This window comes from Paraburkholderia dinghuensis (genome assembly GCF_003837865.1).
Lineage (GTDB): Bacteria > Pseudomonadota > Gammaproteobacteria > Burkholderiales > Burkholderiaceae > Paraburkholderia > Paraburkholderia dinghuensis.
In genome coordinates this window covers 46292-62646 of the sequence record NZ_RQIS01000012.1, presented here as the reverse complement: position 1 = coordinate 62646, position 16355 = coordinate 46292, and the positions used below count along the sequence as shown (strand labels likewise).

General features: G+C 62.5%; 17 protein-coding genes and 2 pseudogenes. 18 read left to right on the top strand and 1 reads right to left on the bottom strand.

What is annotated here, in order from left to right:
- The first annotated feature begins 29 nt into the window (after window positions 1-29).
- From coxB to D1Y85_RS17215, 6 genes are all read left to right on the top strand, one after another.
- Window positions 30-1637: a cytochrome c oxidase subunit II gene (gene coxB, locus D1Y85_RS17235; protein WP_124152290.1), complete on the top strand. Its 1608-nt coding sequence runs from the start codon at window positions 30-32 to the stop codon at window positions 1635-1637.
- 354 nt (window positions 1638-1991) lie between these two features.
- The gene (gene ctaD / locus D1Y85_RS17230; RefSeq protein ID WP_124152289.1) at window positions 1992-3608 is read left to right on the top strand and encodes a cytochrome c oxidase subunit I; all 1617 of its coding nucleotides are present in this window, start codon (window positions 1992-1994) and stop codon (window positions 3606-3608) included.
- 126 nt (window positions 3609-3734) lie between these two features.
- Window positions 3735-3875 (top strand): cytochrome oxidase small assembly protein, encoded by a 141-nt coding sequence (locus D1Y85_RS27105; RefSeq protein WP_185219025.1) that lies wholly within the window; start codon window positions 3735-3737, stop codon window positions 3873-3875.
- A gap of 45 nt (window positions 3876-3920) precedes the next feature.
- Entirely contained in the window at window positions 3921-4508 is a 588-nt protein-coding gene (locus tag D1Y85_RS17225; protein WP_124152288.1) for a cytochrome c oxidase assembly protein, read from the top strand.
- A 53-nt stretch (window positions 4509-4561) separates the two neighbouring features.
- Window positions 4562-4789, top strand: a complete 228-nt coding sequence (locus D1Y85_RS17220) for a DUF2970 domain-containing protein (RefSeq protein WP_124152287.1) — start codon at window positions 4562-4564, stop codon at window positions 4787-4789.
- 67 nt (window positions 4790-4856) lie between these two features.
- Window positions 4857-5714: a cytochrome c oxidase subunit 3 gene (locus D1Y85_RS17215; protein WP_124152286.1), complete on the top strand. Its 858-nt coding sequence runs from the start codon at window positions 4857-4859 to the stop codon at window positions 5712-5714.
- A 142-nt stretch (window positions 5715-5856) separates the two neighbouring features.
- On the opposite strand, the gene D1Y85_RS17210 is transcribed toward D1Y85_RS17215, so the two are convergent.
- Window positions 5857-6066 carry a twin transmembrane helix small protein gene (locus D1Y85_RS17210; protein ID WP_124152412.1) on the bottom strand — a complete coding sequence of 70 codons (210 nt, stop codon included), beginning with the start codon at window positions 6064-6066 and terminating at the stop codon, window positions 5857-5859.
- Window positions 6067-6171: 105 nt separating this feature from the next.
- On the opposite strand from D1Y85_RS17210, the gene D1Y85_RS17205 reads away from it, so the two are divergent.
- The 12 genes and pseudogenes from D1Y85_RS17205 (at window position 6172) to D1Y85_RS17150 (ending at window position 16350) form a co-directional block, all read left to right on the top strand.
- Window positions 6172-6912: an SURF1 family protein gene (locus D1Y85_RS17205; RefSeq protein ID WP_124152285.1), complete on the top strand. Its 741-nt coding sequence runs from the start codon at window positions 6172-6174 to the stop codon at window positions 6910-6912.
- Window positions 6913-7030: 118 nt separating this feature from the next.
- Window positions 7031-7693, top strand: coding sequence for an SCO family protein (locus D1Y85_RS17200; protein ID WP_124152284.1), 663 nt, complete (start codon window positions 7031-7033; stop codon window positions 7691-7693).
- Window positions 7694-7731: 38 nt separating this feature from the next.
- Window positions 7732-8841 (top strand): COX15/CtaA family protein, encoded by a 1110-nt coding sequence (locus tag D1Y85_RS17195; protein ID WP_124152283.1) that lies wholly within the window; start codon window positions 7732-7734, stop codon window positions 8839-8841.
- A 10-nt stretch (window positions 8842-8851) separates the two neighbouring features.
- Window positions 8852-9757 carry a heme o synthase gene (cyoE, locus tag D1Y85_RS17190; RefSeq protein WP_124152282.1) on the top strand — a complete coding sequence of 302 codons (906 nt, stop codon included), beginning with the start codon at window positions 8852-8854 and terminating at the stop codon, window positions 9755-9757.
- Window positions 9758-9768: 11 nt separating this feature from the next.
- On the top strand, window positions 9769-10395 hold the full coding sequence (locus D1Y85_RS17185) for an SCO family protein (protein ID WP_124152281.1): 627 nt from the start codon (window positions 9769-9771) through the stop codon (window positions 10393-10395).
- Window positions 10396-10537: 142 nt separating this feature from the next.
- On the top strand, window positions 10538-11350 hold the full coding sequence (locus D1Y85_RS17180; RefSeq protein ID WP_124152280.1) for a MetQ/NlpA family ABC transporter substrate-binding protein: 813 nt from the start codon (window positions 10538-10540) through the stop codon (window positions 11348-11350).
- 256 nt (window positions 11351-11606) lie between these two features.
- Window positions 11607-11938 (top strand): annotated as a pseudogene (locus tag D1Y85_RS27680) (Arm DNA-binding domain-containing protein); the annotation flags it as partial.
- Window positions 11939-12070 (top strand): annotated as a pseudogene (locus tag D1Y85_RS27675) (DUF3363 domain-containing protein); the annotation flags it as partial. It lies immediately after the preceding pseudogene.
- 181 nt (window positions 12071-12251) lie between these two features.
- The gene (locus D1Y85_RS17165) at window positions 12252-12803 is read left to right on the top strand and encodes a hypothetical protein (protein ID WP_124152278.1); all 552 of its coding nucleotides are present in this window, start codon (window positions 12252-12254) and stop codon (window positions 12801-12803) included.
- A gap of 612 nt (window positions 12804-13415) precedes the next feature.
- Window positions 13416-14150 (top strand): GntR family transcriptional regulator, encoded by a 735-nt coding sequence (locus D1Y85_RS17160; protein ID WP_124152277.1) that lies wholly within the window; start codon window positions 13416-13418, stop codon window positions 14148-14150.
- Between the two features lie 96 nt (window positions 14151-14246).
- Window positions 14247-15350 carry an N-acetylglucosamine-6-phosphate deacetylase gene (nagA, locus tag D1Y85_RS17155; protein WP_124152276.1) on the top strand — a complete coding sequence of 368 codons (1104 nt, stop codon included), beginning with the start codon at window positions 14247-14249 and terminating at the stop codon, window positions 15348-15350.
- On the top strand, window positions 15343-16350 hold the full coding sequence (locus D1Y85_RS17150; protein ID WP_124152411.1) for an SIS domain-containing protein: 1008 nt from the start codon (window positions 15343-15345) through the stop codon (window positions 16348-16350). The genes nagA and D1Y85_RS17150 overlap by 8 nt, the downstream gene beginning before the upstream one ends.
- Window positions 16351-16355: the final 5 nt, after the last annotated feature.

The following is a 16355-nucleotide window of genomic DNA, read 5'->3' as shown; positions in this document are numbered from 1 at the left end:
CAAAACCTTCCTGCGGGGTCGAGGGTTGAATGGAAATTATGGGTAAGGAAGCGATGAAAACAATCAAGCGAGCCCTTTCGGGCGTGCTGGCACTTAGCGGACTGTTGTTCGCCGGCGCGGCCCTGGCGGTTGGTGATAGTCCCGGCGGTCCGCGGGTCAACCAGATCAACCTGCAACCGCCCGCGACGAAGATCGCCGAGGAACTCTACAACCTCCATACGATGATGCTGATCCTGTGCACCGTGATTTTCGTCGGTGTGTTCGGGGTCATGTTCTATTCGATCTTCGCGCACCGAAAATCGAAGGGCCACCAGGCCTCGCACTTCCACGAAAGCACGACCGTCGAAATCATGTGGACGGTTGTGCCGTTTATCATCGTCGTGCTGATGGCGCTGCCCGCCACGAGGGCTGTCGTCGCGATGAAGGACACGTCCAACGCCGATATCACGATCAAGGTCACTGGCTACCAGTGGAAGTGGGGCTATGACTACGTCAAGGGGCCGGGCGAGGGCATCAGCTTCCTTTCGACGCTCAGTACACCGCGCGCGCAAGTGAACGGCCAGGAGCCGATCACAGCAACCTATCTGCAGGAAGTCGACAACCCGCTCGTGGTGCCGGTCAACAAGAAGATCCGCATCATCACGACCGCCAACGATGTCGTGCATTCCTGGTATGTGCCCAGGTTCGGCGTGAAGCAGGACGCGATTCCTGGCTTCGTGCGCGACACCTGGTTCAAGGCTGAGCAGACCGGCACCTTCCGCGGCTTCTGCACGGAACTGTGCGGCAAGGAGCACGCGTTCATGCCGGTCGTGGTCGAGGTCCTCTCGGACGAAGACTATGCGAAGTGGGTTCAGACGCAGAAGGCGAAGATGGCTTCCGCCGCCGACGATCCCAACAAGACCTACACGCTCGCCGAACTGAAGGAGCGCGGCGAGAAGGTGTACATGTCGAACTGCGCGGTCTGCCACCAGCCGACCGGCAAGGGCGCGGGCGCGTTCCCGGCGCTCGATGGCAGCAAGGTCGCGAATGGTCCGCTCGCGGGGCACGTGGACATCGTGCTGCACGGCAAGAACGCGATGCCCACGTGGGGGGCGACGCTCAACGACGTCGAGATCGCATCGGTCATCACGTTCGAGCGCAATTCGTGGGGCAACCACACGAACGACGTTCTGCAGCCGCGCGAAGTCACGGACGCGCGCAACGGCAAGATGCCCGAAGGTGGCGATCACACTGCCGGTGCCGCGGCGGGTGCCGAAGCGGCGGCGAGCGGGGCTGCGGCTAGCGGTGCCGGTGAGGCGTCGGGTGCGGCGCAGACGAGCGCGTCGCTGCCGGCCAGCATCTATTTCGACATCGGCAAAAGCACGCTGCCCGCGGACGCGAAGGACGCGATTGCGGCCGCGTCCGACTATGCGAAGGCCCATCCGGATGCGAAGTTCACGCTCTCGGGTTATACCGACACGAGCGGCAACGCCAGCGCTAACGAGGAACTCGCGAAGCATCGCGCGCAGGCGGTTCGCGACGCGATGAAGGCGGCGGGTATCGCGGAAGACCGGATTATTCTGAAGAAGCCGGAAACGATCACGGGCGGCAGCAACGCCAAGGAAGCACGGCGCGTGGAAATCAGCGCGGCAGGCTGAACTGTCGATCGTGGATTAATGGCGGGAATCGCTATTGCAGTTGACTTGTATGGGATCGCAGCAAGCACAATGGGACCACGGTGAGTGTTCTGCCTGGGCGGGGAGTTGAAGTTAGTGAAGCACTGACTCGCGCCAACTGGCAAAGCGCCGACTCCGGTCGACAGACTGGCTGTGATCGAGAGCTTTCGCATGGGATGGCACCAAGGGCTACAGGACAAGAATAAGCGCCAGGTGTCTCCGATGGCTTGTGCATGGGATGGCGCGAGGCGCTAAAACGCCAGGTGCCAGCGACCGCTTTGCGTGGGATGGCACCAGGCACTAATGCGCCAGGTGCCAGCGACAGGAGAGAGACACATGTCTAGCATCGGACACGATGTAGCAGGTCACGGCCACGGTCACGTTCATGGCGACCATGCCCACGAGACACCTCATGGCTGGCGGCGCTGGCTCTTCGCCACCAACCACAAGGACATCGGAACGCTGTATCTGCTGTTCTCGTTCATCATGTTCCTGTCGGGCGGCGTGATGGCCCTCGCCATCCGCGCCGAACTGTTCGAGCCGGGCCTGCAGATCATGCGTCCCGAGTTCTTCAATCAGCTCACCACGATGCACGGTCTCATCATGGTGTTCGGCGCGATCATGCCGGCGTTCGTCGGCTTCGCGAACTGGATGGTGCCGCTGCAGATCGGCGCGTCGGACATGGCGTTCGCGCGCATGAACAACTTCAGCTTCTGGCTGCTGCCGGCCGCCGCGTGTCTCCTGGTCGGTTCGTTCTTCTCTCCGGGCGGCGCAACCGCCGCGGGCTGGACGCTCTACGCGCCACTCTCGACGCAGATGGGCCCAGGCATGGACTTCGCGATTTTCGCGGTGCACATCATGGGCGCGTCGTCGATCATGGGCAGCATCAACATCATCGTCACGATCCTGAACCTGCGCGCGCCGGGCATGACGTTCATGAAGATGCCGATGTTCGCGTGGACGTGGCTCATCACCGCGTACCTGCTGATCGCCGTGATGCCCGTGCTCGCGGGCGCAATCACGATGCTGCTGTTCGACCGCCACTTCGGCACGAGCTTTTTCAACGCAGCAGGCGGCGGCGATCCCGTGATGTACCAGCACATCTTCTGGTTCTTCGGGCACCCCGAGGTCTACATCATGATCTTGCCGGCGTTCGGGATCGTCTCGCAGGTCATCCCGGCGTTCTCGCGCAAGCCGCTGTTCGGCTATAGCTCGATGGTCTACGCGACGGCCTCGATCGCGATTCTCTCGTTCATGGTCTGGGCGCACCACATGTTCGTGACCGGCATGCCGGTCACGGGGCAACTCTTCTTCATGTACGCGACGATGCTGATCGCCGTGCCGACCGGCGTGAAGGTATTCAACTGGATCGCCACGATGTGGCGCGGCTCGCTCAGCTTCGAAACGCCGATGCTGTTCGCAGTCGGCTTTCTGATCGTGTTCACGTTTGGCGGCCTCTCGGGCCTGATGCTCGCGATGGCGCCGCTCGATATCCAGTATCACGGGACCTATTTCGTCGTCGCGCACTTCCATTACGTGCTGGTGGCGGGCTCGTTATTCGCGCTATTTTCGGGGTGGTATTACTGGTCCCCGAAATGGACCGGATGGATGTACAACGAGACGCGCGGGAAGATCCACTTCTGGTGCTCGCTGATTTTCTTCAATCTGGCGTTCCTGCCGATGCACTTCGTCGGGCTTGCCGGTATGCCGCGTCGCTATGCGGACTATCCGGCCCAGTTCACCGACTGGAACCAGGTGATTACGATCGGCGCGTTCGGCTTTGGACTTTCTCAGGTGTACTTCCTGTTCGCCGTGGCGCTGCCCGCGTATCGCGGCGCAGGCGAACTCGAAAAAGCGCCGGACAAGCCGTGGGACGGTGCGACGGGCCTCGAGTGGACCGTGCCGAGCCCGGCCCCGTTCCACACCTTCGAAAATCCGCCGACGGTCGAGTGATCCGTTGATGGTGATGTCCGGCTGCATGCGTGGCGCGCGCAGCCGCAAGGCCGAGGCGAGTGAACGTAGGGGCCACGGGCACGATCAGGCAGCGCGCCGCAGGCTCCAGTAAAAGGCAACGCACGCATGACCCGGAATCCGCAAAAGAGACGAACGCCCGAGCAGATCCGCGCGGGCAATCTACGACTCGGGCTGATCCTGCTCGCGATCGTCGCCGCCTTTTTTGTGAGCGCCATCGTCAAGCAGGTGTACTTCGGCGCGCAGTGAGCCGGTACGTCCTGCGCGAAGACTGTTCAAGGAAGGCCGACGACCATGCAGCAAAGGGATAGCGACCGCGCCATCAACCGTTCGATGCTCATCAAGCTCGTCGTCGTGGCGTGCCTGATGTTCGGTTTTGGCTTCGCGCTGATCCCGATGTATCGCGCGATTTGCCAGATCACCGGCGTCAACAACCTGGTAAAACGCGACGCCACCGAGCGCGACGCGCGCAACACGCAGGTCGACATGACACGCACGGTGTCGGTCGAGTTCGACGCGAACGCGCGCGGACTGCTTGGCTTCAAGCCCGAGCAGTCGAGCCTCGACGTGCATCCGGGCGCAGTGATGACGGTGATGTACGAGTTGTCGAATCACGAAGGACGCACGGTGAAAGCGCAGGCGATCCCGAGCTACGCGCCGAAACAGGCGACCGAGTACTTCCACAAGATCGAGTGCTTCTGCTTCACGCAGCAGACGCTGAAAGCGGGCGAGTCGCGGCGCATGCCGGTGGTGTTTGTGATCGATCCGAAATTGCCGAAGGACGTGAAGACGATCACGCTGTCGTACACGTTCTTCGAAATGAACACGCCCACCGCGGCGAACACACCGCCGCCGGCAAAAACTGCTGGCGCCGGCGCGTAAGCCGGCGCGGCCGGGGGGCGGGACGCAGCAAGGCGCACGGAGATCTGACGCCCATGAACGGCGGCACGAACGGTGAAGGCGGGGCGGCGAAGAAAACGAAGGGCGGCGTGTTGCAGCTCGTCAAGGCGGTCGCGTGGTCGTTTCTCGGCGTGCGCAAGCGCGCCGACCTCGAGTCCGATGCGGCGCACTTGCATCCCGCGGCGCTGATCGTCGCGGGGCTGGTCGGCGCAGCGATCTTCATCGGCGTGCTGCTTTTGATCGTGCACGCCGTGGCGGGGTAGCACGCAGCAATAACGAAGACAGGTAGCCGGAACGCAACCGGCGCAACTGGAAACTGGAGAATCAGGCATGAGCGGCCAAAACGACAGCCCGTACTACTTCGTTCCGCACCCGTCGCGGCATCCGATCAGCGCGTCCATCGGATTGCTCGTCATGCTCGGGTCGCTCGCTTCGTGGATCAATGGCCAGTCGTGGGGGCCGATAGGGGTGGCGGCGGGCCTGCTCTGGGTGCTCTTCACGCTCTGGCACTGGTTCGGCGACGCGATCGCCGAATCGGAAGGCGGCATGTACGGCAAACGCGTCGATACCTCGTATCGCTGGAGCATGAGCTGGTTCATCTTCTCCGAGGTGATGTTCTTCGCCGCGTTCTTCGGCGCGCTCTTCTACGCCCGCGCCATCGCGCTGCATCAGCTCGGCAGCCTCGACTACAAGCTGATCTGGCCGGACTTCTCGGCGGTGTGGCCGAACCAGGGACCGGCCGACCTCGTTCCGCACTTCCGCTCGATGACACCGTGGCCCGTGCCGACTATCAACACAGCGTTGCTGCTCTCATCGGGCGCGACGCTCACCGTTTCGCACCACGCGCTGCGCGAGAACCATCGCAGGAAGGCCATCGCCTGGCTTGCCGCGACGATCGTGCTGGGTTTCACCTTCCTCTGCCTTCAGGCGTTCGAGTACATCCACGCGTACAACGAACTGAACCTCACGCTCGCCTCGGGCGTGTACGGCTCGACGTTCTTCCTGCTGACCGGCTTCCACGGGTTCCACGTGTTCCTCGGCGGTACGATGCTCACGGTGGTGATGGTGCGTCTGATCCGCGGCCACTTCACCGCCGACCATCACTTTGCGTTCGAAGGCGCGGCGTGGTACTGGCACTTCGTCGACGTGGTGTGGCTCGGCCTTTACGTCGTCGTGTACTGGCTGTGAGCGCTGCACGAAGCAGAAGAAGAGAGGACGGCTGATTGAAGCTGAAGCGCCTCGGCCGGATTCGCTGGAGAGGCGCTTTTCTCGTGCGCGACGCGCGCCTGTGCTCCGGGCGGCCCTAACGGCACGAACGGCCCAAATGGCCCTAACGGCCGTATGGAATGCCGGTGGACTGTATCCACCCCATCCAGTGCGCGAACAGGATGAAGAGAAAGAGCGAGATGGAGAGCCCGACGCGGGTCGCAAGCGACCAGACCATGCGTTTGGTGCGGCCGCGGTCGTGCATCATGAAATAGAGCGCGGCGATTAAACTCGCGATGATTAGAGCAAATGCGATGGGAACCAGGATGTGCATGAAGTTCACGGTATCTGGCGTGCCTGAAAACGCTTATCTCATTATGTCACCACGCGCCGGTGCGCGGGGACTGATCGCGGGTTTGCACCGCACCGGACGTGCCCGATGAAGATCCGTCTGGTTCCGGCCCTGCTGATTCTCGTCGTGATGGCCGTGACGATCCGGCTCGGCTTCTGGCAGCGCGAACGCGCGCATCAGAAGGAAGCGCTGCAAGCGCAGATCGAGCGCTTCGAATCGGCGCCGCCGCAGGTCGTGGGTGCGGTGCCGCTGCCGCTCAAGGACATCGAATTCCACCGCGTGCGCGCGACCGGCACCTTCATGCCCGATCTCGTCGTGTACCTGGACAATCGGCCGTATAACGACCAGCCGGGTTTTTACGTCGTGATGCCGCTCAGACTTGAGGGCGGAGGCTATGTCCTCGTGAATCGGGGCTGGATACCGCGCAATTTCGCCGAGCGCACCGAGATCGCGCCCTACAACACGCCGGACGGCATCGTCACGGTAGAGGGCATCGCACGTGCAGACGCCACGCGTGTGCTGGAACTGGGTGCGGGCGGCTCTGCACCGCGCGAAAAGATACGGCAGAATGTCGCGGTTGCGTCTTATGCGGCTGAAACTGGACTGCCGCTACAGCCGTTCGTGATCCAGCAGACCGGCCTCGCACCGGCGTCGAAAGACGGTCTCGTGCGCGACTGGCCCCAGCCAATCACAGATGTCGACCGCAACTACGGCTACATGTTCCAGTGGTGGGGTATGGCGGCTGCGGCGCTCGGATTCGGACTTTATGCCGCACGCCAGGCTGCGACAAAAAAGCGCGGTCCTGATCATTCCCCCAAGGACGCCTGACGATCCTTCAGAATGGCAGACGCGTGCTATCGCAAAAAAGCGGTGCATGAAGTCGTAGATGTCATCGGGCATGCGCGCTGCCTGCATAGCGCGTCACGGAGAGAAAGAGGTTCGAGCAGTGTCCACGCAAACACCCCGTTCGACCGATGCCGGGCGCAGCGCGTCGCCTTCGCCGACGCAGCCCGACGGCCGCCCGAAGGGTTCGTGGCAGCGAGGCCGCTGGACGTTGCTCGCGATCGCGCTCATTTGCGCGGCGCCCATCGTGCTGTCGTACTTCACGTATTACGTGATCAAGCCGAAGGGCGGCACGACGAGCTACGGTGAACTCGTCGCGCCGCAGCGCCCGATCCCCGAGTCACTGATGGTGACCGGCGATGACGGCCATACAGTGCCGCTCGCGTCGCTGAAGGGGCGCTGGTTGATGATTTCGGTGGATGGCGGCGCGTGCGGCGACGCGTGCGCGACGAAGCTCTACTTCATGCGACAGGTACGCGCGGCGCAGGGTGTGGAGCGTGAGCGGATCGTGACGGTCTGGTTGCGTACCGATGGCGCGAGCGTTTCGGACGTCTTGAAGACCGTCTACCCGGACACGCGCATGCTGCGTGCCGATCCGGCAGCGCTGGCGCAATGGTTCCCCGCGACGGACGCAACGAAAGACACCGATCACATCTATCTCGTCGATCCAAACGGCAACCTGATGATGCGTTTCCCTGCGCACGCGGACCCGTCGAAGATCAACCGCGATGTGACGAAGCTGCTCAAGTGGTCGCGCATTGGTTGATGCGCGACGCAAGAATTCACAAGTAGGAAGGTTAAGGGATGTTTGTACTGGAACTGGGCCTGATCGGACTGTGCATCGCGCTGCTGCCGCTCTCCTGGGTGTGGGTGAAAGCCGACGACAACAAGTTCCGCAAGCTCGTCTGGATAACGACGTTCATGACGCTCGATCTCGTGATGTTTGGCGGATTCACCCGGCTCACCGACTCGGGCCTTGGCTGTCCGGACTGGCCGGGCTGCTACGGCACGTCGTCGCCGTTTATCGCGCACGCGCAGATCGCCGCCGCCAATGCATTGATGCCTACGGGTCCCGTCAGCCTGACGAAGGCGTGGATCGAGATGATCCACCGCTACTTTGCGATGGCGATCGGCGTGCTGATCATCGCGCAGACCGCGATCGCCTGGCGCGCGCGCATCAAGCGCCTGCCGTTGCACGTCTCGCCGTGGTGGCCGACCGCGCTGCTCGGGCTGATCGTCGTGCAGGGGATCTTCGGCGCGTGGACCGTCACGATGAAACTGCAGCCGATCATTGTCACGACGCACCTGATGCTCGGGCTTACGTTGCTTGGCACGCTCGGCTGGCTCGCGGCGCGTATCACGCCGCTGCCTGCTTACGAACCGGAGGCGGGGCGCTGGCGCGTGGCCGCGCTCGCGGCGCTCGCGCTGCTGGTGTTCCAGATCGCGCTGGGCGGCTGGGTGAGTACGAACTACGCCGTGCTCGCCTGCACCGACTTCCCGACCTGCAACGGCGCGTGGATTCCGCCGATGGACTTCCATCACGGCTTCCATCTGTGGCGCGCGCTCGGCATGGATGCCAACGGTGATGTCATCACCCAGGATGCGCTCGTCGCGATCCACTGGACGCACCGCACGTTTGCGCTCGTGGTCGTCGCGTATCTGGCATGGTTCGCCCTCAAATTGCGGCGCTTCGAGTCGTTGCGACGTCCCGCAAATGGGGTTCTGATCGTCATTTTGATCCAGTTTCTCACCGGACTCTCGAACATCGTGTTGCAGTGGCCGCTGGCCAATGCCGTCGCGCATAACGGTGGAGCGGCCATCCTGCTGCTTTTCGTCGTCATGCTAAACTTTAGAATTGCCTGTAGTCGCCCCGGCCGCGCCGTTATCCCTGCGCGCGACACCGCGCCGGCTTGATCCGCCCCCTATGGAAAGCACAACTCTCCCCCACTCGCCGGGCAGCCGGATTTCCCAATACGTCGCGCTCACGAAGCCGCGCGTCACCCAGCTGGCCGTGTTCTGTGCCGTGATCGGCATGTTCCTCGCCGTGCCGGGTATGGTGCCCTTGCGGGTGCTGATCGGCGGCACCATCGGCATCTGGCTCACGTCCGGCGCCGCGTTCGCCATCAACTGCCTCGTCGAACAGAAAGTCGATGCAAAGATGCGCCGTACCTCCTGGCGCCCGTCGGCGCGCGGCGAGATCTCCAGCAAGCAGATCCTGCTGTTCTCGGCCGTGATCGGCGGCATCGGCATGTGGACGCTGTACACGTTCACCAATGCGCTGACGATGTGGCTCACCGTCGGCACGTTCATCGGCTACGCGATCATCTATACGCTTTTGCTCAAGCCCGCCACGCCGCAGAACATCGTGATCGGCGGCGCTTCGGGCGCCATGCCGCCCGCGCTCGGCTGGGCGGCCGTCACCGGTCACGTGCCCGGCGATGCGTGGATTCTCGTGCTGATCATCTTCGTGTGGACGCCGCCGCATTTCTGGTCGCTCGCGCTCTACCGCCGCAAGGACTACGAAAACGCGGGCCTGCCGATGCTGCCCAACACGCACGGCGAAGCCTACACGCGCCTGCACATCCTGCTCTACACGGTGATCCTGTTCGTGGTCACGCTCATGCCGTTCATTTCGGGCATGAGCGGTGTCCTCTATCTCACCGCGGCAGTGCTGCTCGGTGTCGTGTTTCTCGCCTACGCGTGGAAGATCTACCGCGAGTATTCGGACATGCTCGCACGCAAGACCTTCCGCTACTCGATCGTTTATCTCTCGCTGCTGTTTGCGGCACTGCTCGTCGATCACTACGTCCACGCCCTGCTCGGGGTATAGCTACAAGGCCCATGACCCGTCAATCGCTCGCGCGCTTCGGGCGCACCACGTTCGTTGCGCTCGCCACGGCCTGCGCCCTCGGCGGCGCCGCACTGGTTGCAGGCTGTGGCCAGCAGCCGCCGTCGTTCTCGAATCTCGACATCACCGGCAACACGCAGTTCGGCAAGGACTTCTCGTTGCCGGATTCGAACGGTACGGTGCGCTCGCTTGCCGACTACAAGGGCAAGGTCGTGGTGATGCTCTTCGGCTATACACATTGCCCGGACGTCTGCCCGACCACGCTGGCCGAGATTTCGCAAGCGCTCCAGCAACTGGGGCCGGACGCCGCCAAGCGCGTCCAGGTGCTGTTCGTGTCCGTCGATCCGCAGCGCGACACGCCGCAGATCCTCGGCCAGTACGTGAGTGCGTTCAACCCGTCGTTCGCCGCGCTGCGCCCCGACGACGCCCAGCTCAAGCAGGTCGCGAAGGACTTCCGCGTCTACTACGCCAAGGTGCCGGGCAACACCCCCGACAACTACACGATGGATCACACAGCCGCGAGCTACGTGTTCGACACGACCGGCAAGCTGCGGCTCTTCGCCCGTGACGGGCAGGGCGCGACGCCGTGGGTCCACGACCTGAAGCTGCTGCTCGGCTGAGCACGCTCACGCATACCGGTATGCGTTTTTCGTATTTCGCTTAATAGCGGGTCTGTGAGACCATTCATTCCCTCCGGCGGGTGGCACACGATGCCGCCCGATTCCGTGAAATCGAAAAAAATCCAGCAGGAACATCACCTCCATGCAACGCAGAAATCTGATTAAAGCCCTTCTCGCCGGCATCGCCGCCACCACGCTCGCAGCCAGTTTCGGCGCTCGCGCCGAAGACCAGCTCATCAAGGTCGGCACCGTTTCCGGTCCGGACGCCAAGGTCTGGTCGGTCGTCCAGAAGGTCGCGAAGCGCGAAGGCCTGAACGTCAAGGTCATCGAATTCAACGACTACGTCCAGCCGAACGCCGCGCTCGACGCCGGCGACCTCGACGCGAACAGCTTCCAGCATCAGCCCTACCTCGACAGCCAGGTCAAGCAGCGCGGGTACAAGCTCGTGACCGCGGGCCTGACCTACATCTCGCCGATGGGCGCGTACTCGAAGAAGCTGAAGTCGCTGAACGACCTGCCGCAAGGCGCGAAGGTCGCGGTGCCGAACGATCCGTCGAACGAGAACCGCGCGCTGCTGCTCCTGCAGAGCAAGGGTGTCATCAAGTTGCGCGCGGGCGCCGGCACGAACGGCAACAACGCGACGCCGCTCGATGTCGCGGAGAATCCGAAGAAGATCAAGCTGGTCGAACTGGACGCCGCACAGCTGCCGCGCGTGCTGGGCGACGTCGATGCGGCCATCGTGAACACGAACTACGCGCTTGCCGCTGGCCTGCAGCCGACCAAGGACGCTATCGCGCTGGAAGACATCCGCAGCCCGTACGCGAACGTGATCGCCGTGCGCATCCAGGACAAGGACAAGCCCTGGGTGAAGAAGCTGGTCGCGGCTTACCAGTCGGAAGAGGTGCGCCAGTACATCAAGGACGAATTCAAGGGCGCGATGGTGCCGTCGTTCTGATCGGTACTCGATCTGCAGCTTGGCGCTGCATTTAGCTTTGTCGATAAACCGCCGCGATTTGTGTCGCGGCGGTTTTTTTATTTCACGATTACGTCCGCATCGTCATTCGCTGGACTTCGCCAGAGATCGATATAGAAGGATTATCAATAACTTAGGCAAGTTCAGCATATGACGGCGCTTTCTCAACCCTGACGCGCTTCTCTTTCGACTGGCCCCTGTCTGAGTCTCGGAAATCGGGTCTTTTCGGGGAGTCGTCGTGGTCAAAATCAAGCTGACCAAGAGTGTTGTTGATGTAGCGCAAGCCGTGGGCTTGCGCGATAGGTTGGTGCCGGGGTTTTTGCGCAAAGTTACCCCGGCTGGGCGTAAGGTATTCATGCTCCCGTACCGCATGAACGCGGGCGAACGCCGCAAAGCCGCGCTGGGGCAGTACGGGGAGTTGACCGTCGAGCAGGCCACGCTCGCTCGCCTAGGTGTGTCGGGATGGCGACCCCGCTGCCGACAAAGCCGCTGCCCGCAAGGCCCCCACCGTCAGCGAGTTGCGCACGACGTTCATGGAGGACGACTCCCGGCTTCGCAACAAGCTCAGCCGTCGATGGCACAGATGGGAAGGTGTACTACATCGCGCTTTCGCCACGCTCGGAACTAGAGCAATACCCGACCGGCACGGTGGTCGAGGTGAAAGGGGGAACTGCCGTACGCACCGATGACCGCAACATCGCCGAGAAAAATCCAGAAATTTCGTGGAAATTCGATCTGCTTACTGAATTATTGTTTCCGTTACATAGAGAGGGTAACTCGCCCGTGGTGGGTGGATTTCCACAACGCCGACCGCCGGCAACTGGTGCCGCTCGTGCTGCCCGCCTCGCGTGGTGTCCAGTTACCTCAATCGTCAGGAACCTCGATGCAGCCAGGAAAGATGTATAAATTTTTAGTTCCGCTTGTTTTGGTAAGCGGTTGCATGACAGCCCATGATCAAAAGATTTCCTCGATAAGTAATAAAAGCGAATGTGGTTTTGACAAAGGCGCAGTGTTTCAAAACACCCCATACTATGTATCGAAAGGGGAAGAGCATGCGCCCATAGGTGGACTGAGTCGCCTGTTCGGAGTTTATGACAAATCGATCGAGCAGGTAAAAATCCAGAAAAACGGCAATTACTTATTGGTCCGATTTTACGATGTGGCTGATAAGGAGATTATTGGTAGTAAACCAATCGGAGGTAAAGGCTACCAATCAGAGGGAGGCCGGCTCATTATTAATAAGTGGTCGTCATGTAAGCCAGGTGAAGCGGGCGTTGGATGTGTTTGGTCCCATATAGAACTATCTTGCACGCAAGAAAATGACCTTGCGGTTAAAGAGATTGGCCGCGGTGCCGGAATGCTTGCTTTGGTTATTCCAATTGGCACAAGCTCATCCTATCTCGGGCTTTATAAACGTATGCCTGACAAAAATTAGTGTTCGTTTTATTTTCAGAAATAGCAGAGGGATCAATCTAATTCGTCGCTCAAAACGGCATTGCTGCAGCGAAGGGGCAGAAAGCCGCTGGTTTAATTTGTTGTCCCACAAGATCTTTCGCGCCACGGCATGTTTACACTCAATGCTTGACAGTAGGCATTTTTAATCTCAGCGCGGTTTCCGTCTGCGCGTAGACGTGACGCTCGCGAGGCGGATCACCGTCCGGTTCGACGCTCTTCACGTCTGCGAGAGTGTGAGGCCGGCGCGCGTGACAAGGCGGCTTCGGTGTTTAGCTTGCTGTGATCGCAGTGGTTCTATGGCGGTATCAATCTGGTCATCAATTGAGGGGCGGCATCCCTTCAGACTGGTCCCATCATGCAGACCACCGGCGCGCGTTAAGGGAAAATCCTGGTGTATGAACGTGCCATATAAAAGGCGCTATTCGTCACGTATGCAGTTGATTTAAAGGGGATTTTTGTCGGTTGGAGCGCGCGTCACTCTAGAGTGGACTGGTCTTATTGTGGTTATATAATGGGCTCCAATTTAAGCTGAAGCCCGGCGCACACAGCGCCCGGCCGCCCCCACGATCTTGCCACCTCTGGCCGGAGTCCTATGGAAACCCGTTGGTCTGCCCTGACGCCCGATGCGCGCAACGTGACGCCGCTCTATCTGCAGCTCGCGCGCAACCTTGCGACGGCCATTCATTGCGGCGTGTGGTCGGCCGGCGAGGCGCTTCCTTCGGAGCGCACGTTGTCGGATGCCATCGGCGTTTCGCGCATCACCGCTCGCAAGGCGATCGAACTGCTCGTGGAGCAGGGCCTGATCCGGCGTGCGCGCGGGGCGGGCAGCTTCATCACGCCGCGCGTCGAAGATCCGCTTTCCCGTCTCACCGGTTTCACGAAAAAGATGCAGCAGCGCGGCTTCACACCGGATTCGGTGTGGCTCGCGCGCGAGGTGCGCCCGGCGCATCGCGAGGAAATCGTGCAACTGGGCCTGTCGCCGGGTGCGTCCGTGACGAGCCTGCGAAGGCTGCGCCGCGCGGACGGCACGGTGATGGCCGTCGAATATTCGGCGCTGCCGGTTTCGATCGTGCCCGACCCGCAGGCCATCGACACATCGCTCTACACGTTTCTCGAACAACGCGGCATGCCCGTGGTGCGCGCGCTGCAGCACTTTCGCGCGGTCAACGCGACAGGCGAAATCGCCGCGCTGATGGGCGTCGAGCCGCGCGCGGCGTTGCTCGTCATTACGCGCGTGGGTTTTAGCGCCGATCAGCGAGCGATCGAGCTGACCGACACCTATTGCCGTGACGGCTACTACGACTTCGTCGCGGAACTGCGCCAATGAGCGCTCGCCACGGGAACGCCACGCCACTGACCGAATCATTTGCGCAGGCCTCGAGATGACGCCTTACGCTTCGTCGAAAACCATCGGAATACATTCATGCTGAGCGGAAACATACTCACCCCTGAAGGCTGGATCCACGGTGATCTGTCGTTTGAGAACGGGCGCATCACGTCGATCGTGGGCAACGCGGCTGATCCCGCAAACAACGACGCGCCGTACATCCTGCCGGGCTTCATCGACCTGCACGTTCACGGCGGCGGCGGCGCCGATGTGATGGAGTCGGGCGACGCCATCGAAACGATTGCGCGCACCCACGCGCGCTACGGCACGACGAGCCTTCTCGCCACCACGATGACGGCACCGCGCGACGAGCTGATGAGCGTCGTGGCCGCGCTCGGCGACGTGACGCGTTTGCGCACGCCTGGCGGCGCGCGGGTGCTCGGCGTGCATCTGGAAGGGCCGTACATCAACCCGGGCAAACTCGGGGCGCAGCCGGATGCCGCGGTGTCGGCGGTGCTCGACGAGGTGCTCAAATACCTGTCCATCGCGCCGATCCGCGTCGTGACCGTCGCGCCGGAGATCGCGGGTCACATCGATATCATCTCCGAGATCGCTGCACGCGGCGTGCGCGTGCAACTCGGCCACTCGCTCGCGACCTACGACGAAGGTGTCGCCGCGCTCAAGCACGGTGCGCGCGGCTTCACGCACCTCTTCAATGCGATGTCGCCGCTTCATCACCGCAATCCGGGTCTCGTCGGCGCGGCGCTCGCGCATGCCGAATATGCGGAGATCATCCCCGATCTGCTGCACGTCCACCCCGGCGCGATTCGTGCGGCGATGCGCGCGATTCCGCGTCTCTACGTGGTCACCGACAGCACCTCGGCGACCGGCATGCCCGACGGCGAATACCGCCTCGGCAGCCAGCACGTCACCAAGTGCCTTGGCGGCGTGCGTCTGTCCGACGGTACCCTCGCCGGCAGCACGCTGACCATGGATCAGGCGCTGCGCAATCTCGTTTCACTCGGCTTTCCTGTCGCCGACGTTTCGGCGCGACTCTCGCGCTACGCCGCCGACTATCTCGGCATCGAGGACCGCGGCCGTCTCGCGCGCGGCGCGTGGGCCGACATTGTCGTGTTCGATCGTGAATTCGCTCTCACCGCGACCTATGTCGAAGGAGAATCGATTGTCGAATATGCTTAGAGAAGCGCTGGCCGCGTCCAGCGTAGTCGCCGCACAACTCGCGGACACGTCGCGCGTCGAGGCGCTCGCGCGAGCGCTCGACGCCGAGCCGCGCCAGGTGGCGCTCACCGTCGCGCGCGGCAGTTCGGATCACGCGGCGAGCTATTTCGCAGCGCTCACGATGAGCCGCACCGGCGTGCCGGTCGCATCGATCCCGATGTCAATCGCCACGCTCCAGCAGGCACCCTTACGCGTTCGCGGCCAGTTTGCCCTTGCTTTCTCCCAATCTGGCAGGAGTCCTGATCTAGTCGCGACGATGCGCGTGCTGCGCGAAGCCGGCGCGCTTACGGCCGCCGCGGTCAACGTGCCGGGCTCGCCGCTGGCGGACGCCGCCGGTATCGAGCTGCCGCTGCTCGCCGGACCGGAACTGAGCGTCGCGGCGACGAAGAGCTATATCGCGATGCTCGCGCTCTCGGCGCAACTGGTTGCGTTCTGGCAGCGCGACGCTGCGTTCGTCGACGCGCTGCGCGCGCTGCCCGACGCGCTCGACCGCGCGGGCACGCTCGACTGGTCGTGGGCCGTGGACGAACTGCGCGACGTGTCGCAGATGATCGTGATCGGTCGCGGCGCCGGGCTCGCCATCGCGCAGGAAGCGGCGCTCAAGCTCAAGGAAACCTCGGGAATCCAGGCCGAGGCGTTTTCGAGCGCCGAGGTGCGCCACGGGCCGATGGAATTGATCGACCGCGACTACCCCCTGCTCGTGTTCGCGCCGCGTGGGCCGGAACAGGCAGGTCTGATCGAGTTCGCAGACGACATGACGAAGCGCGGTGCCCGCGTGCTGCTCGCCGCGCCCGCCGACGTGCCCAATGCGACGCTGCCGCTCGTGAGCACCGCAGATCCTGCACTCGATCCCGTCGCCGCGATCCTGACCTTCTACGTGATGGCGGCGGGCCTTGCCGCTGCGCGCGGCCGCAACCCCGATGTGCCGCGCTACCTGAACAAGATCACCGAAACCCGCTAGATTGG